The organism is Kaistella sp. 97-N-M2 (assembly GCF_021513235.1).
In the GTDB taxonomy this organism is placed as follows: Bacteria; Bacteroidota; Bacteroidia; order Flavobacteriales; family Weeksellaceae; genus Kaistella.
In genome coordinates this window covers 233,697-258,066 of the sequence record NZ_CP090976.1, presented here as the reverse complement: position 1 = coordinate 258,066, position 24,370 = coordinate 233,697, and the positions used below count along the sequence as shown (strand labels likewise).

Below are 24,370 nucleotides of genomic sequence, written 5' to 3'. Positions count from 1 at the left end.
CTCCGAAGAAATTCGGAGTTTTTTTATGCGATGTTTTTTAATGCTGATGAAAGAGATGGCTTGTCATGGCCAGCAAAACGCCCAACGTAACCAAACCCATTTTTTTCCAGTCTACATTGTGATTTTTATTGCTTTCGAAGATGATTACGGAAGAGATGTGAAGAAAAATTCCTCCTACTAAAGCCAGAAAATAAACTTCCAGATTAGGATTAAAATATTTACCCAGCACCAATCCAAAGGGCGATGCTAAGGCGAAAATTGCGATAATTAAAACAGAAGACGCGGAAAATTTGTTATTTTTCACCAAAAACGCACCCAGGATAAAGGAAATTGGAATATTGTGTACAAGAATTCCCGTGAGATAAGGCGTTAAAATTTCCTCTTCGTTGGCAAGAGGAATTCCCTCCAGAAATGCATGGATGAAAAGTCCCACCATTAAAGCCAGCGGAAGGATATTTTTCCCTTCCGTATGATGATGAAAGTGGCCGTGTTCAAAACCTTTCGTTAAATTTTCGAGCAACATTTGCAGCAAAACACCGCCAATAACCCACAGCCCAATATTATGATTTTCTCCCGAATACACTTCTGGAAAAACCTCATTTAAACAGATGGTGATAAGAAATCCGGCACTAACGATCAAGAGGTTTTTTGCGAATTTCTCGCGCCCACCCAAATATTTCCCGAGGGAAACGCCGATCAAAACGCTCAAAATCAATAAGGTAATAATCATAATCCTTCTTTTTTATACTGAATGTTTTTTTCGGAAAACGGTGATGCAGCGCGGCGAATTTTCCAGGTCGAAGGCTTCCAGTTGATAATTGCCAAAAACCTGAATGCTCTCGAAACCAAATTCATCGCCATAAGCAGCAATTTCTTCTAAAGTGTGGAGTTTAACTTTCTCAAAAAAATGATATTTCCTGCCCCGATCCGCAAAGTTAATATCCTTGATGATGTTTTGGTCTTCAATTCGTTTTTTAATGTGAAAATCTATGTCACTTTTCGTCGTGGTATATTCCGGAACTAGGGTGTTCTCCACTTTTTTAGCATTTAGAAAATCCAAAACAAAATAACCTTCCTCTTTTACTACATTTGAAATGGATTGAAAAACCTTTCGGTCGTCATTTTCATCATCAAAATAGCCAAAACTTGTAAAGAGATTGAAAACACCTTCCACTTTTTCTGCCGAGATTTGTGGAAAAATCTCCTGTCGCATATCGTGAACTTTAAATTTCAGCGTCGAATTTTCCAACGGTTTGTTGTGCAAAATACTTTCTTTGGATAAATCCAGTCCCAAAACATCATAGCCCATTTCATTCAGATAAACGGAATGCCGTCCTTTTCCGCAGGCGAGGTCGATTATTTTTGAATCTTTCGGAATGTTTAAATGATTGATTAATAAGGTGATAAATTTTTCTGCTTCTGCAAAATCTCTGTCTTTATAGAGAATGTGATAATAAGGAGTATCAAACCAAGTTTCGAACCATGCCATTGTGCAAAAATAACTAAATTTGCGGAAATAACTGAACAACTTACAAACAGCTTTTTTGCACCACAAATGCAGAAAACCAATACCAGACTATGGATACAGACAACTTAAAAATACAGATCAAGACATTTTTCGGCCTCGAGGAAATTTTAGCAGAGGAAATTCGGAAACTTGGCGGCGCCAACGTCGAAGTGAAAAACCGCGCCGTTAACTGTGAAGGCGATCTGGGTTTTCTTTATAAAATAAATTATTCTGCCCGTACTGCGCTGAAAATTCTTGTGCCGCTGCTCACCTTTAAAGCCTGGGATGAGAATCGTTTTTACGATAAACTTTTTGCTTTTCCGTGGGATGAATACATGACGGTGAACCAGACTTTCGCCATTGATACGACGATTTATTCCGAAAGATTTAACCATTCGCAATTTATTTCTTTGAAAATGAAAGACGCGATTGCGGATTATTTCAATTTCAAATTTAGAAAAAGACCCAGCGTCGATACGCAGAACCCCGACGTTAAATTTCATCTTCATATTGACCGCGAACTTGTTACCATTTCCCTCGATTCTTCCGGCGATCCTTTATTTAAAAGAGGGTACAGAAAAGAGCAGGGCGAAGCGCCAATCAACGAAGTTCTTGCGTCCGGAATGCTCCAGCTTGCAGGTTGGGACGGAAAAGGGAATTTCCTCGATCCCATGTGCGGATCTGGCACATTGCTGATTGAAGCCGCCATGATTGCCATGGATTTGCCCGCCCAAACCTTCCGCCGGAATTTTGGCTTCCAAAACTGGCTGAATTACGATGCAGAACTATTCAACACCATCAAGGAAGTGCGGTTGAACCGCGTTCGCGAATTCACCGGAAAAATTGTGGGTTACGACATCGATTCCGACATGCTTCACGCCTCGCGAATCAATATTGAAGCCGCAGATATGGCAGATGTTATCGAAGTGAAAACGCAGGATTTTTTCGACTCTAAAAAAGAATTGTTTCCGCTGCTCATGGTTTTCAATCCGCCTTACGACGAAAGAATTGAAATTAATGACGACGAATTCTACAAAAAGATAGGCGACACCTTCAAGAAAAATTATCCCAACACTTTAGCCTGGCTTATTTCTTCCGACCTGGATTCTATGAAAAAGATCGGTTTGCGGCCGTCGCGAAAAATAAAACTCTACAACGGAAAATTGGAATGCCGTTTTATGCAGTATGAAATGTATGAAGGCACGAAGAAAATTCATAAACTTGAAAATAAATAATTTGCTAATATGTTGATGTGCTAATTTCAAAATTCAGGCAAATCATCACATCTTCAAATCAACATATCATCGAATTGAGTACCATCTCCGTCATCATCGCCATTTACAACCGGAAAGAAGAACTTTTCGAATTGCTTAATTCCTTATCGCGACAAACCGATAAAGATTTCGAGGTGATTATTGTCGACGATGGTTCCATAATCAACTTAAGGCCGACCGCGGACCTGTTTCAGCAAAGTCTAAACATCGAATTTTTCCGGAAAGATAATTCCGGTCCCGGCTTATCCCGAAACTATGGTGCCCGCAGAGCAAAAAACGACTGGCTTGTTTTCGTCGATTCCGATGTGATCGTAGAAAGCGATTATATTCAAAACATCAGAAAAAACCTTGCGGCAATTCCCTGCGACGCTTTTGGTGGCGCCGACAAAGCGCACAAAGGTTTCAACCTCATGCAGAAAGCCATATCCTATTCCATGACCTCCGTTTTTACCACGGGCGGCATCCGCGGTAGCAAAAAAGCCGTAACCAAATTTCAGCCGCGCAGTTTCAACATGGGCGTGCGGAGAGCCGCCTTCGAGAAAGTGGGCGGCTTCTCCGAAATGCGCATTGGCGAAGATCCCGATCTTTCCATGAAACTTTGGGAGAACGGCTTCACGACGGCATTTTTCGATGATATTGGGGTCTTTCATAAGCGGCGCGTAGATTTTGGTAAGTTTTCCAGACAGGTCTATCAGTTCGGGTGCGCGCGACCCATTTTAAACCAGCGCCATCCAAAATACGTTAAGATTTCATTCGCCTTTCCCTCTCTTTTTTTACTCGGCTACGTCCTGGGATTTTTAGAATATTTTCTCTACCAAAAGGGCCTCATTTTAGGATTTTACGGCCTTTATACCTTCAGTGTTTTTTTCCACGCGCTGGCGCAAACCAGGAACATCAGCATCGCTGCGATGGCCATTATTTCCACCTATATACAGATGTTTTCCTACGGATACGGCTTCCTGAAATCCTGGATTTTACTCAATATTTTCCGGCAAAAACCCGAAGACGCCTTTCCGTCGCATTTTTCATAAACCCTGATTTTTTTTTGGGCGCACATTTCCGCCCTTCGTTCCCGCTTTTTTGCCTGCGCTGCGCTTCGGCAAAAGAGCTCCACTCAGGTCGGGGCGCAGTTCGTTTTAAAAAGCAACGCCCGCTAAAACCACAACCATCCGGGAAAATCTTTGGAATCCGCGGGCGAAAACCCACCAAATGAAATTTTAAGTCAAAAAGAAAGAAATCATATATCAGTAGAAACTGAAGCAGTGGGTAAAACAACTTTTAAAATCCTATTTTTGCACAAAAGACAAGCATGAACAAATACCTCGAATTTAATTTTAAAATAGAGCCTCTTCAACCCTGGAACGAAATTTTGATGGCAGAACTCATCGAAATCGGTTTCGACAGTTTTACGGAGGAACACGACGGGATTTTAGCCTACATTCAGAAAGATTTATTCAAAGAAGAAGATCTTAAAGCACTGCATCTTCTCCAAAATCCCGACATTAAGATTTCCTATTCTTTTCAGGAAATGCCCAACATCAACTGGAATGAAGAGTGGGAAAAAAACTTTTCGCCCATCAACATTGAAGGCAAAGTTTCCATCCGCGCCGAATTCCACGAAAATCAAAATCTGCCGCACGAAATAATTATTCAGCCGAAAATGTCTTTCGGAACCGGCCACCACGCCACAACTTATCTCATGATCCAGCAAATGCTCGATCTGGATTTTCAAAATAAATCCGTTCTCGACATGGGTTGCGGAACTTCCGTTCTGGCCATTTTTGCGAAACAACAGGGCGCGGGAAAAACCGTCGCCATCGATATTGACGAATGGTCTGTAGAAAATTCAATCGAAAACGCCGCGCGAAATAACGTAAAACTTGAAATTTCACAAGGCACGGCCGAGAATTTAGGCTCAGAGAATTTCGATATTATTTTAGCCAACATCAACCGCAATATTTTGATTTCCGACATTCCAACTTACGTTTCGGTGCTGAATGAGGGTGGAAAACTTCTTCTTTCCGGCTTGTGCTTTTTCGATGTCGACGATATTCTGGAGGTCTGCACGGCGCAAAAATTAACGTTAAAGAAGAAACTGCAACGTGAGGAATGGGTTTCGCTGCTTTTGGAGAAATAAAAAAAAATCTTGCGAAACGCAAGATTTTTGTGACCTCGACTGGATTCAAACCAGTAACCTCTTGAGCCGTAATCAAGTGCGCTATTCAGTTGCGCCACGAGGCCTTTTTTTTAGGTCTGCAAATATAACACTTTTTTATTCCCTTCAAAAATGAAACTTACTTTTTTTACTTTTTTATCGTTTTTTATTCTTTTTTCCTGCAAAAAGGAAAATCATCCGGTCCAGACAAACTGGGAAAAAATTTCTCAAAATGTTCAGTACAAAAGCGAGGGCAACCTTCTGCAACTTAAATCCGGGAAATTTACGAACGACATTCCGACTTCAAAATTGCCTTATAAAAAAGTCATTCTTCTCAACGCGAGTTTGGTCGGTTATTTTACGGAATTGGGTTTGGAAAGTACCATCATCGGAATATCGAGTCCCGAATACGTTTTCTCTAATAAAATTCATCAGTTAATCGATGATGAAAAAATTCAAAATGTCGGCAACGAGCAGAAATATGATCTGGAAAAAATCCTTGCTTTACAACCCGATGTTATTTTTACGAATTACATCGCCAGCTTCGACAATACGTATGATCTGATCCGAAAAAACGGCATCGAAATTATTTTCCTGGACGAATACCTGGAGCAGGATCCGCTGGAAAAATCAAAATACCTACTGGTGTTCGGCAAACTCTTTAACGCAAAAGAAAGGGCAGAAGAAAGCTTCACTACAATTCAAAATAGTTACGATTCCTTAAAAAATTTGGCTTCAAAATCCAAATCTAAACCCGTTGTCTTAGCCAATGAAATGTACGGCAACCAATGGTTTCTGCCGGGCGGAAAAACAAATCTTGCCCAATTCATCGCTGATGCCAACGGAAAATATATCAATTCAGAAAATCCCGAGTCTAAAGCTGTTCCTATGAGTTTCGAAGAAGTGTATGCCAAAGCTCAACATGCGGAATACTGGATTAACGTGGGAAACCATCAGGCCAAAAAAGAACTTCTTCAAATTAATCCCAATTATACCAAAATGAACATCTTCAACAAAGGCAAATTGTACACGGTGACGGGAAAAGAAAGGGCAAAATCCAATGATTATTTTGAAAGCGGCGTCGTGCGTGCTGATCTTGTGCTGAAAGATTATATCAAAATTTTTCATTCCGAACTTCTGCCCAATTATAATTTAACATATCTGAAGGAACTGAAGTAAAATATATTTCTATTTTTGCACCTCAAAATCAACCTTGCTCCAATTATGTGGAAGAAAATTAAAAAGCTTATTTATATTGTTATTCTGGCCAATATTCTTTTTATTGTGTGGGGGAAATTTTTTAATCCGCCCGTTACACTTACGCAGATTGGCGGTTTAATGGAATACGGAAAGCTGAAAAGAGATTATATTTCTTACGACGAAATGGGAACCAACGTGAAAAAAGCCGTCATCGCCGCCGAAGATCAAAGCTTTTACAACCACAACGGTTTCGATTATAAAGCCATCCAAAAAGCCATGAAAAGCAACGAGAAAGGCAAAAAACTGCGCGGCGGCAGTACGATTTCTCAGCAAACGGCCAAAAATATTTTTCTATGGCAGGGCAGAAGTTACCTCCGTAAAGGTTTGGAAGCTTTTTATACGTTTATTATCGAGTTGGTTTGGGGTAAAGATGTTATTTTAGAACGCTATTTAAATTCCATCGAAATGGGTCGCGGCGTTTTCGGCGTAGAAGCGGCCTCAGAATATTATTTCAACAAAAGTTCCAAAAACCTGACGAAAAGCGAGGCGGCGTGGATTGCGACCATCTTGCCAAATCCCCAAAAATACGACCCCAAAAATCCCACGCCTTACCTGAATAAAAAGCACAACTGGATTTTGCGCCAAATGAACAATGTGACAATGAAATAAATTATCTTTGTCGCAATTATGGCATTCAGCACCCGAAAAAAGGCAGGTTTTACCGCAGTACTTTCCCAGTATTTCAGTTTCCGAAACGAGACGAAATCGCTGGAGCCCCTTTCTGAACTGATCCGGAATCTGCACGAAAGTGACTTTGGAAATATTCTTCGCTTTTTGCGGGAAAACGAATCCCTCACGCAGAATTTCGGCTACTACATTAAAAATATTTTTGGCGGAAAACCTTTCAATTTATCCCTTACCGAAGCCAATATTTTATCGGAGAATGCTTTCTTTGCCGAATTTAAAAAACGGCTTCTCAACAAAATTTTGCCTGCCGTCGAAAACGAAAACACGATCTGGTTTTTGGTAGATACAGCCTCCGTACGGCCCGTGAGAGATCTCAATTATTTTAAAAACATTCCTGACGAAGAGCTGACGGAGTTTTTCCAATTGCTCGGCATCGATGATTTCATCATGAATCCGGAAGTGAAGTTAGAACTTCTTTTTTCAATGAATATCTTGGCGTGGCGCATTATCGGAAATGCTATGGATGTGGAAGTGGTGAACATGGCGCCGGAATACCGCAATTTTGACAATCCGTTTTTAGCGCTTCAAAACGAACTCGACATCCTGAACGAAAATTACAAAACCAATCCGGACTTCACGCTCACGTCCAAAGATGTGCATTATAAACAGATCAAAGTTTATCTGCAGCAAGGTTTGGATTTCGTGAATTTAGCCTTTAAAAATTCCGCGAAATACGGCATTTCGGGTAAGATTAATCAATCGTTAATTAAGATACGGCAGCAGCTGGACCGTATGAACAAGATTTTGGCGGTGATGGTAATTGATGCGGAAGAAGATGTGGTTGTGAAATGCAAGCAGCTCTTCTTCGATATTTTGGAATATAAATCACACAAAACAAATATCCGGGATCTCGTTTTAGACAGCACCACATTAATGTCGCACCTTATTACAAACCACACGGCGGAAACCGGCACGCATTACATCACTTCTACACGCAGAGATTATCTGAAAATGTTTTTGAAAGCGAGTGGTGGCGGGATAATCGTGGGATGTTTGGTCGTCCTGAAACTGTTTTTCGGCTCTTTGGAAGGCAGCGACTTTTCTCATGCAATTTTGTATTCTTTCAATTACGCGATGGGCTTCATCATGATTTATCTGATGAATTTTACGCTGGCAACGAAACAGCCGGCGATGACTGCCGCCACGATGGCGAAAGTGCTTTCGGAGGGCGAGAACACGCAGAAAAATTATGTCGATTTTGCGCATTTGGTTTCCAAGCTATTCCGGACACAATTTATTGCGTTCATGGGAAATGTGGCCCTGGCTTTCCCGGTGGCTTTAGCGTTGATTTATGGTCTGGATGTTTTGTTTCAGCAGAATTTTGCCGCCGAAAGATCAACAAAACTTCTAATGGATCATAATCCCTTTCAGTCGAAAGCCATTCTGCACGCCTGTATCGCGGGATTTTTTCTTTTTATTTCCGGTATTATCTCCGGAAATGTTGCGAACAGTTCTGTCTTTTACCACATTCCGAAAAGAATTGCGAAAAACCCTTTTCTGAATTATTTTTTAGGCAAACAGACTGCGAAAAGGATTTCCGGGTATTACGCGCGAAACTGGCCTGGGATTATGTCGAATTTATGGTTTGGGGTTTTCCTGGGCGTCACTGGTCCGATTGGGTTGTTTTTGGGCCTCGATCTCGATATTCGCCACATTACTTTTGCGGCAGGAAATATCGCGTTAGGTTTTTACGGAAAAGGTTTTGAGGTCGATCCGTACACGGTTTGGATTTCGGTTACGACGGTTTTTATCATCGGATTTTTTAATTTCGCCGTCAGTTTTGGTTTGTCGATGATCCTCGCTTTCCGCTCGCGGAAGGTGAACTTTGGGGAAGTGCAAGAAATTTACAAAGAAATTTTCCGGTATTTCCTGAAGAATCCGTTCCGCTTTTTTCTGCCTATTCGGTCCCAAACTTTAGATATCAGCACGAAGGAAATGGTGGACAATACGGTAATTACAAAATCTGAAGATCGCTAAAATCCGCGTCCGGGAATTGTTCTTTAAATTTATTAAGAAAAAAAGTCTTCCGCATTCGGAAGTCGTTCTTCAGCAACGGCGATTTTATTTTTATTTCTAAAACTTTTCTGTTGAGATTTACCGATTCGATTTCGTTGAAAAGTGCATCGTTCAGATAATCGTGCAAAAAATCCTTCACTTCGAAAGCCAGTAATTTATCTTCGAAACCATAAAGGTGCGCGAAAGATTTCACGAGTTCGGAAGATTGAAATTCCCTTTTTTTTTCATCACAATTCAAATATCTTACTTTCTTCATTAATTCTTTTCACCACATTTTCCGTGCGTTCTTTACTCGTATCCGTGATAAATATTTGTCCGAAATGTTCCTGATTCACCAGTTCGATGAGTTGCGAAACTCTGGAATCGTCTAATTTATCGAAAATATCATCGAGCAAAAGAATGGGCGTTTTTCCCGTCAGTTCTTTAATTCTGTTCATTTGCGAAAGCTTCAACGCGATTAAAAAAGATTTTTGCTGTCCCTGACTGCCTATTTTTTTAAGGGAATTTCCGTTCATCTCAAATAGAAGATCGTCTTTGTGAACGCCTTTCGAAGTGTAAGTAAGCATGCGGTCTCTATCCAGATTTTGGTTGAGAAGATTCCTGAATTTTTGATCGGGCTGATTTTCATCAAATTCTTCCTGCAGATCCGACTGATAATTGACTGTTACTTTTTCGTTGCCTTTCGAGATGATTTCGTAATAACTTTGAATTAAAGGCAAAATAGAATTCGTAAATTTCTGTCGTTTCAGAAAAATTTTGGTGCCGAATTTAATTAGAGGTTCGTTGTAAATTTCCAGATTATCGCCGTCGAAATAGCGGTTTTTTGCGAAACTTTTCAACAGCGCATTCCGCTGCTGCACTGTTTTTTGGTACTGAATTAAATTAAAAAGATAATCGGAATCGGTTTGGGAAATCATCGAATCCAGAAATTTCCGCCGGCTTTCCCCGGAGTCCGAAATTAAATTGGAATCGTAGGGCGAAATAATCACGCTGGGCAAAAAGCCGATGTGATCCGCAATTCGATCGTACGATTTATCGTTTTTCTTGAGGATTTTCTTCGTGTCTTTCGGTTGCTGAACTTTAATAATATCCACTTTTTCCCCGTTGAAAATATGGCCTTCAACCGTGAAAAAATCTTCGTTCTCTTTGATGTTATTTAAATCGGTATTTCCGAGAAAGCTTTTCGCCACCGATAAATAGTGCAGCGCATCTAAAATATTGGTTTTTCCCACGCCATTATTCCCCACGAAACAATTGATCTGCGGAGAAAAATCGAAATTTCTTTCATCGTGGTTTTTAAAATTGAGGAGCGAGAGCTTTCGGATAATCATTCGTCAAAAATACTTCATTAAAATGATAATTAAAAACGGCAGACCCGAACAACCTTCGACCCAAAAAGAAAAATAAGAATCTTTGTTGGAATTGTCGGAGAAATAAATAAGGAAGAACGTAAAAATTGAGGTGATGAAAAAGGCAGTTGAAAAAGGCGTTTTTAAATAAAGGACGGAAAGCATTAAACTGATAAAAACCAGCAGATAAGCGAAGTATTTCGTGTTCTGAACGCCAATTAACCGCGGAAAAGTTACCACGGTATCGGATTCCATGTCGCGAATATCGAAGGGTAAAACCAGCGCCGTGATAAAAAGCCAACTGATCCAAAAGATTTCCGAATTAAATTCCGGTAAGATCAGCCACGAATTAATTAAAGCCCAGGTCAATCCGACGTAAAATATTTTAAAGAGCGGAATTTTACGCACAAAAAATTTCAGAAAAGAACTGTCGTATAAAAGCCCCAGAACCACGATGATGAACCACTTTAACAGCCGGTATTCATTATGATTATTAATGATCAACAAAACAGAAATAATTCCCGAAACCGTATTAAAAATTAGAATTTTATAAAAGAGTTTCCCCGTATTTTGATATTTCGTGTAGAGGTAACCGCTAAAATACGTTATAAAAATCAGGGCGATGGTCGGAGTTTTGATGGTGTCCTGCTCAAACATAAAAAAGACAGCAAAAAAAGTTCCCATCACGGAAACGAAAATCTGGCTGTCGATGATGTATTTTTTTAGTAAATTTAAGCTGTTCATAACAACAAACCTCAGTGGCTGTCAAAACCTCCGAGGTTTTTAACGAGAAAACAAATCTATGAAAAATAAAATTTTTGCCATCCTCTTTTTGTTCTTTGCCTGTACCACCATTTTCGCGCAAAAATATTACGACGAGCAGTGGAAGAAAGTCGCCGAAAACTATAAAACCGGAAAATTCAAATCCAATCTCCCTTTAATTTTAGAAATCCAAAACCACGCTATGAAAGAAGACAACGCGGTTCAGCTCATTCGATCCCTCAAGGCGGAATTCAGTATTGTAAACCGAACACAGGACGACACGAAAAATGATGCTGGGAGCAAGTTTTTCAAGAAGTTAAGCGGTGTGGAATCTCAATTGAAAGGCGACGATAAGTTGCTGTATGAGGTTTTGTTGGGCGAATTTTTCAACGACTATTACAGTCAAAATCACTGGCGGATTAATCAGCGCATAAATATCCGCACTCAAACGCTCTCTAACGGAGAAGACTTCACGGAAATCGAAACGTGGTCGAAACTGGATTTTAAAAACTACTTAACAAAACATTTTTTCGATTTAGATTTAAAAGCGGCAGCGTTGCAAAAAATTCAAATGTCGAAATACATAGCAATTTTCGACCGAACAGAAGATTTGGAGTATTTCCCCACCTTATTCGACTGGGATGCGATGAAGGAAATCAATTTCCTAAGTAATATTCAGCTTTTCACGCCGAATGAATTAAAAGTTAATCAGCTCAAGATTTCGATGTTGTACAACAAAATCATTTCAAAAAACAGCGGAAACGCAAAACTTTATTTTCAGCATCAAAAACTCAATGATGAATGTGCGTTTATCAACTGCAAAAACCGCCTGGAACAACTGCAAAAACTCGTAGAAGATCAAAGTAACGATGGTGATTATAAAGTGAAGATCATCGAAGACATCATCGCTATTTATACTGAAAAAGAAGACTTTAAAACTGCTTTGATGTGGGCGTACCGCGCAAAGAAGGAATTTCCGAAATCTAAATTTCTGAACAATATTACCAATCAGGAAAACTCAATTACGAACCCAAATCTGACGATTCATTACGAAACGCACACGCAGTCGAATCTTCCCATTCATGTCGTTGCAGATGCAAAAAATGTGTCGAAATTTTCCCTGAATATTTACGAAGTGAAAGGCGAGGAGCAGAATTTCCTGAAATACGTGGCGAACCCGTACGAGAAAACACTTTTTTCCGCCGTGAAAAAATCGCTGGTTCGGAAAGAGACTTTCGATCTTCAGGATTTAAAGGATTATAAAACGCACAAAACTTCTTTGGAGATAAAACCACTTCCATCGGGGATTTATCTCGTGGAATATATCGTAGAAAATGCGATTCAGGAGAATTTTTATTTTATCGCCACGAATTCACGAATTATCTTCAATAAAAAGGACGACCGGCAGCCGATTGAGAACCAGTTGCATTTGGTGAATCGGGAAAACGGCAAATCAGTCTCAAGTGAAAATTTAAAAATATTTGAACTGGCAGATCGAAAAACAGCGAAAACATATACCGCTAAAACCGATCAATCTGCACTTTTTAAATTTCCGGTTTCCAAAAACGCCGGATATTACCGTACTTATCTCGTGCAGCAGCCCGCAACAAATGACTATAATTTGATGCAGGTTTATGGCAACAGCAATTATTCCGAACCCTTAAAAAGTCTGGAGTCGAACCGTGCGCAAATCTTTATCGATCGCGGTATTTACCGTCCCGGGCAAATAGTTTATTTTAAAGTCATCAATACAAAAATGATGATGGATAAAGAATCGGTGGCCGCCGGCATTTCGCAAACCATTACTTTAAATGATGCAAATGGCGAAGAAATTTTGTCCCAAAAATTCACGACGAATGAATTTGGCTCTTACAACGGAAGTTTCACTTTGCCTAATGGAAAACTTAACGGCGAATTTTCTTTGGAAGTGGATTCCGATGGTTTAGACGACGATGCGACGAAATATTTTCACGTTGAAGAATACAAACGACCAAAATTTGAGGTGACTTTTGAAGCCATTAAATCGGAATACAAGTACGGCGAAACCATTGAAATGAAAGGAAAAGCCATGATGTTTTCCGGCGTGGCTTTGAGTAATGCAACCGTGAATTATGAAATTAAAAAACAGAATATTCGGTGGAGATATTTTTGGTGGTATCCACGCGGAAATGACAACGAAAACTCTATTTTAGGAGAAGTGAAAACCAATGAAAAAGGCGAATTTACCATTAAAATTGATTTGAAAAAAGATGAAACTTTAGAAGGAATTCAGATCGATAATTATCAGATCAATGCTTCGGTAACGGACATTAATGGCGAAACACAAACTGCAACGGAAAATGTGAAAGTCGCTTCCGTTTCGCATTACATTAAAACCGATGACATCAAAGATACTTTTACTGATGAACCCATTAAATTTAAAGTCGAAACCAAAAATTACAGCGACCAGAATCTAAAGAAATCTTATCAGGTCACACTTTCGAAACTTCAGCCAAAAGAAAGAATTTTCCGTACGAATTTTGAAAATCAGATTCAGGATCTGCCGAAGTTTTCAAAAGCCGAATTCGTGCAAAAGTTTCCGCATGATTATTTTTCAAAAGAGGAAAAAGATTTAAAAGTTCAATCTGTCATTTTGAACGGAGTGCAAAAAAATGAAGAATCTCTCAATCTTGGAAAACTCGCTGCCGGAAATTACAAACTCGAACTCTTTAACATCGAAGGAAAAGACACCATTAAAACCGAAAAAACTTTCGCCGTTTATGATAAAAGATTCCTGACCGATTCTCAAAAACCTTTCCTGAAAGTCCTCAGTTCAAAAACTGAATATACGCGAAATGAAAAAGCGGAAATTTACGTGTATTCCGCAATTCCGGAGGCTTTGGTGAAAATTTATGTTCAAACCGGAAATGGCGAAACCAAAACGGAAGAGAAAAAGCTGAAGAACGGCGTTTTAGAGTACGAAATTGCATTTCCGAAAGATGAACGCATTGATCAGATTAATCTGCAGTTTCAAATCGTCGCATTTAATGACGTACAGACCGAAAACATCAATTTAAATATTGCTTCCGACAAAAAACCTTTACGCATAGAAACCGTGACTTTCCGGGATAAACTTGAACCGGGGAAAAAAGAAAAGTGGACGGTTAAAGTTTTAGGCGAAGATAAAGAAAAGATCAACGCGGAAGTTTTAGCGAACATGTATGATAAATCTTTGGATCAGTTTGCCGGTAATTCTTATTCTTTTCAAAAAATCTATCAAATATATTTCATTATGAATTATTATGGAATTAATGAAGGTTTGTCGCAGGAAAATTACAGCAAAAGAGTTCAATATTTAAGACAGAAAAATGTTAACATTCCAGAATTCAGTTGGTTTGATGGTGGAATTTATGGAAATCAGATGATGATTCGAGGATACGCTTCAGCAAAACGGGAAGTAATGGCTGATGCTGTAATGGCAGAAAGTGCACCACCGCCAGTTTCAAAACAACTTGAAACTATAAGCGGCGTGGTTAATTCACCGAAAAAATCAGAACAGGATTTAGACAAGATCCCGGTTCGTCAAAATCTTAACGAAACTGCATTTTTCTATCCAAATTTAATGACTGACAAAGACGGCAATGTTTCTTTTGAATTTACGTCTCCGGAAGCTTTAACGCAATGGAAACTCATGTTTTTGGCACATACGAAAGATGCGCGTGCTGCAACTTTAGAAAAATCCGTGATTACCCAAAAAGAATTTTCAGTGACGCCTAATTATCCGAGGTTTTTGCGGGAAGGTGATGAACTGAATTTGCAATCAAAACTTTCGAGTTTGGTCGATAAAAAAATAAGCGGAACTGCGCAACTGCAGATTTTAGATGCGTTTACAAACGAAGATATTTCCAGCAAATTCAATTTAAATGAAACTCAAAAATCTTTCGAATTAAAAGAAAATGGAAATTCTGTGATTACGTGGAAAGTGAAAGTTCCAAATGATGTTTCTTCCATTATTATTAAGGTTGTGGCAAAGTCCTCACCCCTAAATCCCCTCTCCCGGGGAGAGGGGACTTCCAGCGAAGTTTCTTCTTTTTCGGATGGTGAACAAAGAGCAATCGCGGTTTTACCGAACCGAATGTTGGTGACAGACGCCGTTCCGATCTTTGTGAAAGAGGGTCAAACCAAAACTTTTACGTTAGAAAATTTAGCAAAAAATATATCGACAACCGCGACCAACTTTTCCAATACTTTGGAATTGACGACGAATCCGATCTGGGAAATTATGTTCGCTTTGCCAAGTTTAAAAAATGACACGAACAATTCTGCGGATGTGGTTTTCAATAAATGGTTTGCTGATGTTTTGGCATCTGAAATTTTTAAAGCCAACCCGAAATTGAAAACCGTTTTTGAAGAATATCAATCGAAAGGTTTGTTAAAATCTAATCTGGAGAAAAATCAGGAACTGAAACAATTGCTTTTGGAAGAAACGCCTTGGGTTTTGGAAAGTAAGAATGAAACCGAACAAATGGAAAAACTCGCCAGATTGTTTGATGCGAATACGATGCGAAATTCCATTAATGAAGATTGGAGCGTATTACAGAAACTGCAAAATCCGGATGGCGGATTTTCTTGGTATCAAGGTTATCCGAGTTCTTACTACAACTCGCTGTACATATTGAAATCATTAGGAAAGATCAATGAATGGCTGAAAGGAGATGTGGCAGATTATCAGTCTTCGGAACAGAAAGAAATGGTTTCAAAACTGATTAATTATGTGGATTCAGAAGTTCATAAATATTGGGATGTGAAGAAGGAATATGTTTGGAATAATTATGTTCTCGACTATCTCGACACTCGTCATTATTGGGAAAAAGACTTTTCTTTAAAAGGAAAAGGAGCTCAGCTGAAAACATTGGTCATTAAAAAAGCGCCAACCGCGAAAATCACCGATTTTACCTTTTTCGGTTTGCATCGTGCTGCGTTGCTTTTCGATGATTATAAACTTCCTGCCGTTTCTAAAAAGCTAATGACTTATTTAAAAGAAACTTCTATTGAATCCGAAACTCAGGGTATTTACTGGAAACAAAACCTGAACGATTGGGGTTGGTACAATTCCAAAACCGTGAATCATGCCGGAGCTTTGGAAGCCTTCAACAAATTAACGCCAAAAGATGAAAAAATGATCGAGGAAATGAAGATCTGGCTCATCACGCAGAAAGAAGTTAATTCCTGGGGAAGTTCGCGCGGAACGGCGGAAGTGATTTTTACGATTTTAAATTCCGGGAAATCCTGGACTTCCAATGAATCGGATCAGGCCACGATTATTTGGGGATCTTCACCCCAGCCCTCTCCAAAGGAGAGGGAGCAGAAGGCGACCGGCTACATTAAACAAACTATAAAATCCGACAAAATCGATAAAAACCTCGGTACTGTTACCGTCACAAAACCCGGTCCCGGCATTATCCAGGGCGGATTATTCTGGCAGTATTACGAAGATCTGGACAAAATAAAATCTTCCGAATCGTATATTTCGATTACGAAAGAACTTTACCGGAAAGTAAAAACCGTCAATGGTGAGGAACTCCAAAAAATTACCGCCGCAATGCCGCTCAAAGTCGGCGATAAAGTGACCGTGAGAATGATTCTGAACACGGACAGAAACATGGAGTTCATTCATCTGAAAGACATGCGCGCCGCGGGATTTGAGCCTCTAAACGTCATTTCCGGGTACGAATGGAAAAGTGGCTTAGGGTATTATCAATCCACCAAAGATGCCTCCACCAACTTCTACATCGAAAATATGCCGAAAGGAAAATACGTTTTCGAGTACGATTATATTTGCAACGCTTCGGGAACCTTCAGCAACGGAATTACGACGCTGCAAAATTATTACGCACCGCAAATGAACGCGCATACAAAAGGCACGACGGTGACGATAACAGAATAACTCTTGCAAATATTTCTACAAAATCCGTTTCATTTGTTTGAAGCGGATTTTTTTGGGGCCATCTCGTCCGAAATTCTCCTGTGCTTTCCCCGGGCGCATTTCGGACGAGACCGCGCTTTCCGTTGCAATCTTTTTTATTTCCCGGCGCTTTGCCCTTTCAAAAATAAAAAAGGATTTCCACTGCAATCGCTTGTCCGGGATACGCCAAGAATTGAAATATGGTAAAATACCGCAAAAAGTAAACATATTAGTATTCAAAAATGGAAACTTACGGCTAAAAGATCACTACATCCAGAAACTTTTACCATGGTAATCCGCCCTAATCTATCGAAAAACACGGTCTGACCTCTTGCGGTACCCGACAAATTTCCTTAGATTTGTTATAAATCAAAATATTTCATCTATGAAAAAATTATTACTTCTTTCAGCTTTCGCTGCCACGTTTTCTGCAGCTTCTGCCCAAACGACCCTGTTTCAGGATAACTTCGAAAGCTATGACGACTTTATTATTTCCAATATTGGGCAGTACAAATTGTTTGATAACGACGGTTCTGCCACTTATATTGGCGGTCTAACAGCCACGCCGGGAGTTCTGCCTTGGCCAAATGCCTACGCACCAATGGTTGGCCAAATTTTCAACCCACTCGTTGCCGGCGTACAAAATGGGCACGACGGTGAAAGCTCCAACTTCGATCCACATGGCGGCGAGAAGTATTTTGCCTTTTGGTCTGCTACCACGCCGCCGAACAACGATTGGCTCGTACTTCCAAAAATAAATTTAGCCACCGGAAACAAATTCAGTTTCTGGGTAAAATCCCTTGCCGATGATTATGGCCTCGAAAAATACACGGTTGCTATTTACGACGGAACAGCCGGCGCACCTGCAAACTCCACAGGCTTTCAGCTTATTGGCGGCACAAGAACCGCTCCGTTGGCATGGACCGAGGTAACCGTAGATATTCCTGCTTCCTACAATGGAAAAGCAGTGTATTTGGCACTTCATTATGTATCGTCCGACGTTTATATGATGATGGTAGATGATATTAAAGTAACCGCAACGACGCTTGGTGTGAACGACGCTGCTGCAAAAAATAAGACGGCGGTATTCCCGAATCCGTCCACAGGAGTGTTCAATCTGAAATCCAGCAAAAAAGTAAGTTCTGTTGACGTTTATGCTGTTGACGGTAAAAAAATTGTGCAGGAAAAAGCCGTACAGGCAGTTGACTTAACCAAACAACCAAAAGGTGTTTATATTTTAAAAGTCAATTATGAAGATGGTTCTACAGATAGCCAGCAGGTGATCAAAAAGTAACTCTTTATCATTTCTAAATGACAACCGGCCTTTCAGGCCGGTTTTTTTGCATTTAAAAAGTCTGTAGTTTCCTAGAAGATGCTCGTTTTTTCCCAAGAACCTTTCATTTTACAAAGAAATAATGATCGACACTTTTAAAAAGTCTCGGAATTTATAATTTATTTGACAAATGTCAAAGGAATTGATTCCCACTATGCGCACCTTTGTACCCACAAACAAACAGACGCCGAAAATGACAACTTTTACAAATAATCTGGGCAAATTGCTGCTCTTTCTTCCGCTCGTTTTTTCTGCCCAACAAGCGCCGACTTTACAAGAATTAATAAATGCCGCATTAATCAACGACGGAACATTAACCCAACAAACCCTCGAAAATAAATATACCCAACTCGATGATCAAAAACTGAAAGATGTTTTTCTTCCGAAAGTTGAAGTGACAGGAAAAGCCGGTTATCTCTATACTTCTGCGCGCCTTAATTCACTGGAAATTAATCTTCCCGCACTTCCACCCATTTTTCCGGGCGCTGTAATTCCGGAAGGTCAACTTTCAAATAATCTTAATATTTCCGGGATTTCAACCATGGCAAAAGCCGAAGCAAGTGTTTTGCTCTATTCTGGTGGAAAAGTAAAATATCTAAAAGAAGCCAACAGAGAAAAAAATATTTCTGAAAATTTATTAATGCAGAAAAGCCGGGATGAAATCATTACCGAAATTTCAAAAGCGTATGATCAAATGGCTTTGGTTCAGGAATCAAAGAAAGTTTTGGATGAAGCAAAAAAACGTTTGGACATCAATAAAAAAACGGGTGATAAAGCATTAGGTTACGGATTAATTACGCCTTACGATCACAAAAAAATAGAATTGGCGCAAGCAACTTTGGATTCGAAAATAGTAGAATACGAAGGAAAAAAAGAATTGCTGATTACCCAGATCGAGATATTAACCGGAATTGAAAGAGACCGAATTGCTTTAATTCAGCCACAATTGCAAACTATTTCTTATGAAGTTCTCGATCAGAATATTGAGAATAGAGTAGAGATTCAAGCCTTGGATCACGGCATCAAAGCCACCGATTACAAAATTAAAGCCGAGGAAAGATGGTGGGTTCCGAAAGTTCAGGCGCAAACTTCCGTAAGTTATATTGGATTGTTTAATGGGAATATTTCAACGTCAAAAGAATTGTTGCCAAATTCCGGAAAGAAACTGGATTTTAATCCCTCAAATTTAAATGTTTTGCCTTTGGTTCAGGCCGGAGTTGGTTTTAAATGGGATGTTTTTGATGGTAATGAAGGAAAGCATCTGGTTGAAAAAGCCAAAATTGAAAAGGAAATTTTAGAAAATAAAAAACGTGATGCTTCTAAAAAACTGAATCTGAATTTAGCCAACAATCAAACCAACTACACGATAGCAAACGCGCAAATTAAATTGAAAGAAAAATCTCGTGAAATTGCAAAACAAGGTTTAGAACAGGTAGAAAAAGAATTCCGATATGGAACCAAAACTTCTGCTGCTTTAATTGAGGCGGAAAATGATTTACAAAATGCAGAACTGGAATATCAGAATGCGATTTTTAATCAAAGAAGAAGCGCTGTCGAACTGATGAAATCGACGCAGAATTTACAGATTGAAAAACTGTAATAAAATAGGTTTCCTAAAACACAAATCTTTAGTATTTAACCGCAAAAGAGACAAAAGACAAATGATGAAATAAAGATTTTCAAAAGCCTGCAAAAAGTAAAACATTAACAATATTCAACTTTTGCAAACTATTGATTTACTTCTATTAAAACATAACTTTTGCCTCTTTTGCGGTAGAAATAAATTTAGTAAGTTTTTCTAAATCCATCATAACAAACAAACAAACAAACAAACAAACAAACATTCAAAATGAAAAATACTGTATTAACTTCTTTGGCTTTCGCAAGTGTTCTCGCACTTTCGGGCTGTAAAGAATCAAAACCTGAAAGAGAAATTGTGGGCAAAACAAAAAAGGAAATTGTTTCCTTCGCGCCAAAATTAACCGGAAGAATTCTCACCATTAAAGTCGAAGAAGGACAAACTGTGAAAGTTGGCGATACGCTTGCGATTTTAGATGTTCCGGAAGTTTCTGCGAAAATTGCGCAGGCAAAAGGTGCAACTTCTGCAGCCAGAGCACAAGTTCAAATGGCGAAAAATGGCGCAACCAACGATCAACTTCGTCAGTTAAAAGCAAAACAAAAAGGTTTACAAGAGCAGTTTCAATATGCTCAAAAATCTTTTAACAGAGCAAAAAACATGTATCATGACAGTTTGCTTTCGCCCCAAAATTACGATGAGTATTTTGCAAAATATCAAGGTGCAAAAGCGCAGTTAGATGCGGTGAATGCTGAACTTCATGATCTACAATCAGGAACGCGATACGAAAAAATTGAAATGGCGCAAGGACAAGCAAATCAAGCAGCCGGCGCTTTACAGGAAGCAAATATTGCCAATTCTGAAAAATATATCATCGCTACCAATGACATGGAAATTGAAACCATCGCGTTGAACAAAGGAGAATTGGCGACGGCTGGTTATCCACTTTTCACCGGTTATATTCCGGAAACTTCTTATTTCCGATTTACGATTCCCGAAAGTAAAATTTCGAAATATCAAAAAGGTATGACCGTGAAAATGTTGGTGAACTACAACAAAAAAGAATTTACCGGAAAAATTGTCGCCATCAAACAATTGGCCAAATATGCAGATATAACGACCGCTTTCCCTGATTACGAACCGGAAGAAGCGATTTACGAAATCAAAGTAGTGCCGGAAAATCAGAAGGCAGCTAAAGATATTTTGGTGAATTCTAATGTGACTTTAAAGTAATTGTCTAACTAAAAGTCCCAAAATGAAACAAATTAGATATTTATTAAAAAGGGAATTCCGCCTGTTCTTAACGAACAAAACTTTGATCTCGGTTTTCTTTTTAGCGCCGGTTTTCTATGCGTTATTGATCGGATTTACCTATCAATCCGGGAAAGTGGAAAACATTCCCGTGATCGTGGTGAATCACGACAACACGCCTTTATCCGACCAAATTTTGGAAATGTTGCAGGACAGCAAAGCCTTGAAAATATTAAGTTACATCAACGAACCGGCAAACCTGAAAGATGAAACTATCAAAACGGAAGCAGCCGCTGTGATCATCATTCCGGAACGATTCGAAGCCATGATGCTGCAGAAAAAATATCCGGAAGTGAATGTTTATGTGAACACTTCAAACGTCTTAACCGCGAATTTCGCAACGAAAGCCATTCAGCAAACTCTGGGAACTTTTTCGGCCGGTGCAGAAATAAAAGCCTTGCAAAAAAAGGAATGAATGCCGATTTGGCGAAAACCCAGTTCGAACCTTTGAAAGCGAATTATATTACACTCTTCAACACGACCAGCAATTACCTGATTTTTATGTGGCCTGCAATGATGGCGGTGGTGTTACAACAGGTGATTTTATTGGCGATGGCTGTTTCATTTTCCGAGGAATTTAAAAGAGAATCCTTCATCAAAGATTTTGCAGGTAAGGAAAAATATGCAGTAGCCGTGATGGCGATAAAATGTCTGCCAATCTGGGTTTTTGCGAATTTCAATATTCTTTTCTTCTATCTGTGCAGTCTCTATTTCAAAATTCCCGTCCCGGATAACGTCTGGAATTTCTTTCTAATCACGGCAGTTTTTGTCGTCGCAGCAACGAATCTGGGCGTTTTGGTAAGTATCGTAATTCCGGATGCATTGAAAGCAACTCAGTACTTAATGGTCATCGCGTCACCTGCGTTTATCATCAGTGGATTTACGTGGCCGACTTACGCCATGCCGGAATTTATCAAAAATTTTACGGCAATTATTCCTTTAACGCCGTATTTAGAAGCGCTGAAAATTATGGTTGTTCAAAACGGATCTGCAATTCTGACGAAAAAATATTTGGTTCACTTGCTGTTTTTGGGTTGGGTTTATTTCATTATCGGCTGGATCGCTTTGAAAATTAAAATCCATTTTCTATTCAAAAAATATAAAATCGCACAAAATATTGAAAAAGAAGTGTTAGCAGAATTGATTTCTTCCGAGGAATAATTTCGGACTAATGTCATAACAGTTTTCATACTGTTTGTTTGTTGAGAACGTCTGGACTTCGGTTCGGACGTTTTTTTTGTTTTTAATTTTGTGCAGAAATTTGGCAAAGCCGAATCTTTTTTATTTTTATATTGTTTTTTATGGCAGACATTTCCGCCTTCCGTTCCCGCTTTTTTGTTCCACTTCGTTCCACAAAAAGAACTCCACTCAAGTCGGGCTGCAGATTTCGCTTCTTTCAAGATTATTTACTATTTGAGATTCTTCAACTCAGTTCCAGTTCTAGCCTTCGCTGAGTGTAACGCCTTGGGTCTGCAATTTTTGTGCGTAAAGAAAAATTAACTTTGCGCACTTTGCGTTTAAATGTATTTTGTTCTGGAACCAATTGTCTAAACATCATCAATTCCATATTCTTTTCTTTATTTTTGTAAAAACTCCATAACGTGAAACTTCTTGACCAAATTTCAAAATATATAAAAGTAGATGCGGTTACGGAAGAATTTTTCCATACCGAAACGCAGTCCAAAACCTTCGCAAAAGGCGAATTATTAAGCCATCAAAATACCTATAACCGAAATGTTTATTACATGGAATACGGTTTAGCACGGACTTATTATTTCGAAAAAGGAAAAGACATTACCACCAATTTTTATTCGGAAGGAAAATCATTTGGCAGCATCGACACTATCTTTGCGAATGTTCCTTCCATTTATAATATTGAAACTTTAGAGGAAAGCACCATCACTTTTTGTGATTATAAAAAACTCGAAGAATTGTGTTCCGTTTCCCTGACCTCCGCAAATTTCAGTCGGTTCCTTTTGGGGAATTTAATGACGCAAATGTCCAAGCGGGTCAACTCTCTGCAACACATGACCGCGAAAGAAATATACGCCCAACTTTTAGAAGAAAATCCAAATATTATTCTGCGTGCTCCTCTTGGAATGATCGCATCTTATTTGGGTATTTCTCAGGAGACCCTGAGCCGGATTAGAAGTGATATCTAATGTAAAAATTCCTTAAAAAAAACTATTTTTGTGGTTAAAAATTAAAACTATGGAAGACGTTTTTAATGCCCGCGAAGCACAGAATTATATCGACAGAATAAACCGGTTGACTCCCGAAACATCCGGTAAGTGGGGTAAAATGAGTGTAGGCCAAATGCTGGCACACTGCAACGTTACCTACGAAATGGTTTACGAACCGCAAAAACACAAAGCGCCCGGCGCCATTGCAAAATTCATTTTAAAAGCTTTTGTCAAGTCCAAAGTTGTGGGCGAAAAATCCTATCCCAAAAATTCCCCCACGGCACCGCAATTTATCATCCATGACTCCAAAGATTTCGAGAGCGAAAAAAATCGCTTAATTGGTTTCATTCAAAAAACGCAGCAGTTGGGTCGCGAAGCTTTTGAGGGAAAGGAATCTTTCTCTTTCAGAAAGCTCAAAGCGCAGGAGTGGAATAATATGTTTGCGAAGCATTTAAATCATCATTTGGAACAATTTGGTGTTTAAACCTACTGAAATTTTAGACCAGAAACATCGCAATCGTGAATGGGGAAAGTAAAAAAAAGCAATCTATAAAAACAATACAATGGCAACAGTTAACGTGTATTTAACTTTCGACGGAACCTGCGAAGCAGCTTTCAATTTTTACAAATCGGTTTTCGGCGGCGAGTTTCCCATGGTTGGAAGGTTCGGCGATATGCCACCGCAAGAAGGGATGCCCCCTCTAACGGAAGAGGCGAAAGATCGAATTATGCACATCACGCTCCCGATTTCCGCGGAAACAGTTCTAATGGGAAGCGACACGATGTCGGGAACACAAAACCACATGGCAGGCAACAATTTTTCGCTCTCCGTTAACACCGATTCCAGAGAAGAGGCAGAACGTATTTTCACCGGACTTTCGGCAGACGGACAAATAACAATGCCGCTCAGCGACACTTTTTGGGGTGCATATTTCGGAATGTTGACCGATAAATTTGGCATTAAGTGGATGGTGAATTATGATGATCCCGCAAAAGTTCAGGCGCACTAAGTT

The 24,370-nt window shown here is 39.4% G+C and carries 20 protein-coding genes and 1 tRNA gene; 15 read left to right on the top strand and 6 right to left on the bottom strand.

The genetic code is table 11. From position 1 onward, the window contains the following. Positions 1-37: 37 nt before the first annotated feature. The gene (locus L0B70_RS01265) at positions 38-730 is read right to left on the bottom strand and encodes a ZIP family metal transporter (protein ID WP_235142514.1); all 693 of its coding nucleotides are present in this window, start codon (positions 728-730) and stop codon (positions 38-40) included. A 12-nt stretch (positions 731-742) separates the two neighbouring features. Further along, a complete protein-coding gene (locus tag L0B70_RS01260; protein WP_235142513.1) occupies positions 743-1,489 on the bottom strand; it encodes a class I SAM-dependent methyltransferase in 747 nt (248 codons plus the stop codon). Between the two features lie 89 nt (positions 1,490-1,578). On the opposite strand from L0B70_RS01260, the gene L0B70_RS01255 reads away from it, so the two are divergent. The 3 genes from L0B70_RS01255 to prmA all read left to right on the top strand — a co-directional run bounded on the left by L0B70_RS01255 (position 1,579) and on the right by prmA (position 4,918). Continuing rightward, positions 1,579-2,742 (top strand): class I SAM-dependent RNA methyltransferase, encoded by a 1,164-nt coding sequence (locus L0B70_RS01255; RefSeq protein WP_235142512.1) that lies wholly within the window; start codon positions 1,579-1,581, stop codon positions 2,740-2,742. A 74-nt stretch (positions 2,743-2,816) separates the two neighbouring features. Further along, positions 2,817-3,812, top strand: coding sequence for a glycosyltransferase family 2 protein (locus tag L0B70_RS01250; RefSeq protein WP_235143540.1), 996 nt, complete (start codon positions 2,817-2,819; stop codon positions 3,810-3,812). Positions 3,813-4,090: 278 nt separating this feature from the next. Beyond that, complete coding sequence (gene prmA / locus L0B70_RS01245) at positions 4,091-4,918, top strand: 50S ribosomal protein L11 methyltransferase (protein ID WP_235142511.1); 828 nt, start codon at positions 4,091-4,093, stop codon at positions 4,916-4,918. A gap of 30 nt (positions 4,919-4,948) precedes the next feature. Here prmA and L0B70_RS01240 read toward each other — a convergent pair. Beyond that, a tRNA-Arg gene (locus L0B70_RS01240) sits at positions 4,949-5,022 on the bottom strand. A gap of 46 nt (positions 5,023-5,068) precedes the next feature. On the opposite strand from L0B70_RS01240, the gene L0B70_RS01235 reads away from it, so the two are divergent. From L0B70_RS01235 to L0B70_RS01225, 3 genes are read left to right on the top strand one after another with little or no spacing between them, the layout of a single operon-like run. Next, positions 5,069-6,115: an ABC transporter substrate-binding protein gene (locus L0B70_RS01235; RefSeq protein ID WP_235142510.1), complete on the top strand. Its 1,047-nt coding sequence runs from the start codon at positions 5,069-5,071 to the stop codon at positions 6,113-6,115. A 45-nt stretch (positions 6,116-6,160) separates the two neighbouring features. Further along, positions 6,161-6,805 carry a monofunctional biosynthetic peptidoglycan transglycosylase gene (gene mtgA / locus L0B70_RS01230; RefSeq protein ID WP_235142509.1) on the top strand — a complete coding sequence of 215 codons (645 nt, stop codon included), beginning with the start codon at positions 6,161-6,163 and terminating at the stop codon, positions 6,803-6,805. An 18-nt stretch (positions 6,806-6,823) separates the two neighbouring features. Beyond that, positions 6,824-8,860, top strand: coding sequence for a site-specific recombinase (locus L0B70_RS01225; RefSeq protein WP_235142508.1), 2,037 nt, complete (start codon positions 6,824-6,826; stop codon positions 8,858-8,860). Here the strand turns inward: L0B70_RS01225 and L0B70_RS01220 are convergent. From L0B70_RS01220 to L0B70_RS01210, 3 genes are read right to left on the bottom strand one after another with little or no spacing between them, the layout of a single operon-like run. Continuing rightward, positions 8,838-9,155 (bottom strand): hypothetical protein, encoded by a 318-nt coding sequence (locus tag L0B70_RS01220; protein WP_235142507.1) that lies wholly within the window; start codon positions 9,153-9,155, stop codon positions 8,838-8,840. The two genes, L0B70_RS01225 and L0B70_RS01220, sit on opposite strands and share 23 nt — an antisense overlap. After that, on the bottom strand, positions 9,127-10,230 hold the full coding sequence (gene recF, locus L0B70_RS01215) for a DNA replication/repair protein RecF (protein ID WP_235142506.1): 1,104 nt from the start codon (positions 10,228-10,230) through the stop codon (positions 9,127-9,129). Before recF ends, L0B70_RS01220 begins: the two co-directional genes overlap by 29 nt. Before the next feature lie 3 nt (positions 10,231-10,233). Then, positions 10,234-10,992 carry a hypothetical protein gene (locus L0B70_RS01210; RefSeq protein ID WP_235142505.1) on the bottom strand — a complete coding sequence of 253 codons (759 nt, stop codon included), beginning with the start codon at positions 10,990-10,992 and terminating at the stop codon, positions 10,234-10,236. Between the two features lie 58 nt (positions 10,993-11,050). Here L0B70_RS01210 and L0B70_RS01205 point away from each other — a divergent pair, with 58 nt between their 5' ends. The 9 genes from L0B70_RS01205 to L0B70_RS01170 all read left to right on the top strand — a co-directional run bounded on the left by L0B70_RS01205 (position 11,051) and on the right by L0B70_RS01170 (position 24,367). Then, complete coding sequence (locus L0B70_RS01205) at positions 11,051-16,936, top strand: alpha-2-macroglobulin (protein ID WP_235142504.1); 5,886 nt, start codon at positions 11,051-11,053, stop codon at positions 16,934-16,936. Positions 16,937-17,339: 403 nt separating this feature from the next. Further along, the gene (locus L0B70_RS01200; protein WP_235142503.1) at positions 17,340-18,248 is read left to right on the top strand and encodes a T9SS-dependent choice-of-anchor J family protein; all 909 of its coding nucleotides are present in this window, start codon (positions 17,340-17,342) and stop codon (positions 18,246-18,248) included. Between the two features lie 169 nt (positions 18,249-18,417). Further along, positions 18,418-19,887, top strand: coding sequence for a TolC family protein (locus L0B70_RS01195; RefSeq protein ID WP_235142502.1), 1,470 nt, complete (start codon positions 18,418-18,420; stop codon positions 19,885-19,887). 249 nt (positions 19,888-20,136) lie between these two features. Continuing rightward, positions 20,137-21,096, top strand: a complete 960-nt coding sequence (locus tag L0B70_RS01190) for an HlyD family secretion protein (RefSeq protein ID WP_235142501.1) — start codon at positions 20,137-20,139, stop codon at positions 21,094-21,096. Positions 21,097-21,118: 22 nt separating this feature from the next. Further along, entirely contained in the window at positions 21,119-21,589 is a 471-nt protein-coding gene (locus L0B70_RS13390; protein ID WP_260089233.1) for an ABC transporter permease, read from the top strand. Beyond that, positions 21,586-22,335, top strand: coding sequence for an ABC transporter permease (locus tag L0B70_RS13385; RefSeq protein WP_260089232.1), 750 nt, complete (start codon positions 21,586-21,588; stop codon positions 22,333-22,335). The genes L0B70_RS13390 and L0B70_RS13385 overlap by 4 nt, the downstream gene beginning before the upstream one ends. A gap of 440 nt (positions 22,336-22,775) precedes the next feature. After that, positions 22,776-23,336 (top strand): Crp/Fnr family transcriptional regulator, encoded by a 561-nt coding sequence (locus L0B70_RS01180; RefSeq protein ID WP_235142500.1) that lies wholly within the window; start codon positions 22,776-22,778, stop codon positions 23,334-23,336. Positions 23,337-23,385: 49 nt separating this feature from the next. Next, entirely contained in the window at positions 23,386-23,841 is a 456-nt protein-coding gene (locus L0B70_RS01175) for a DUF1569 domain-containing protein (protein ID WP_235142499.1), read from the top strand. A gap of 79 nt (positions 23,842-23,920) precedes the next feature. After that, positions 23,921-24,367 (top strand): VOC family protein, encoded by a 447-nt coding sequence (locus tag L0B70_RS01170; RefSeq protein WP_235142498.1) that lies wholly within the window; start codon positions 23,921-23,923, stop codon positions 24,365-24,367. Positions 24,368-24,370: the final 3 nt, after the last annotated feature.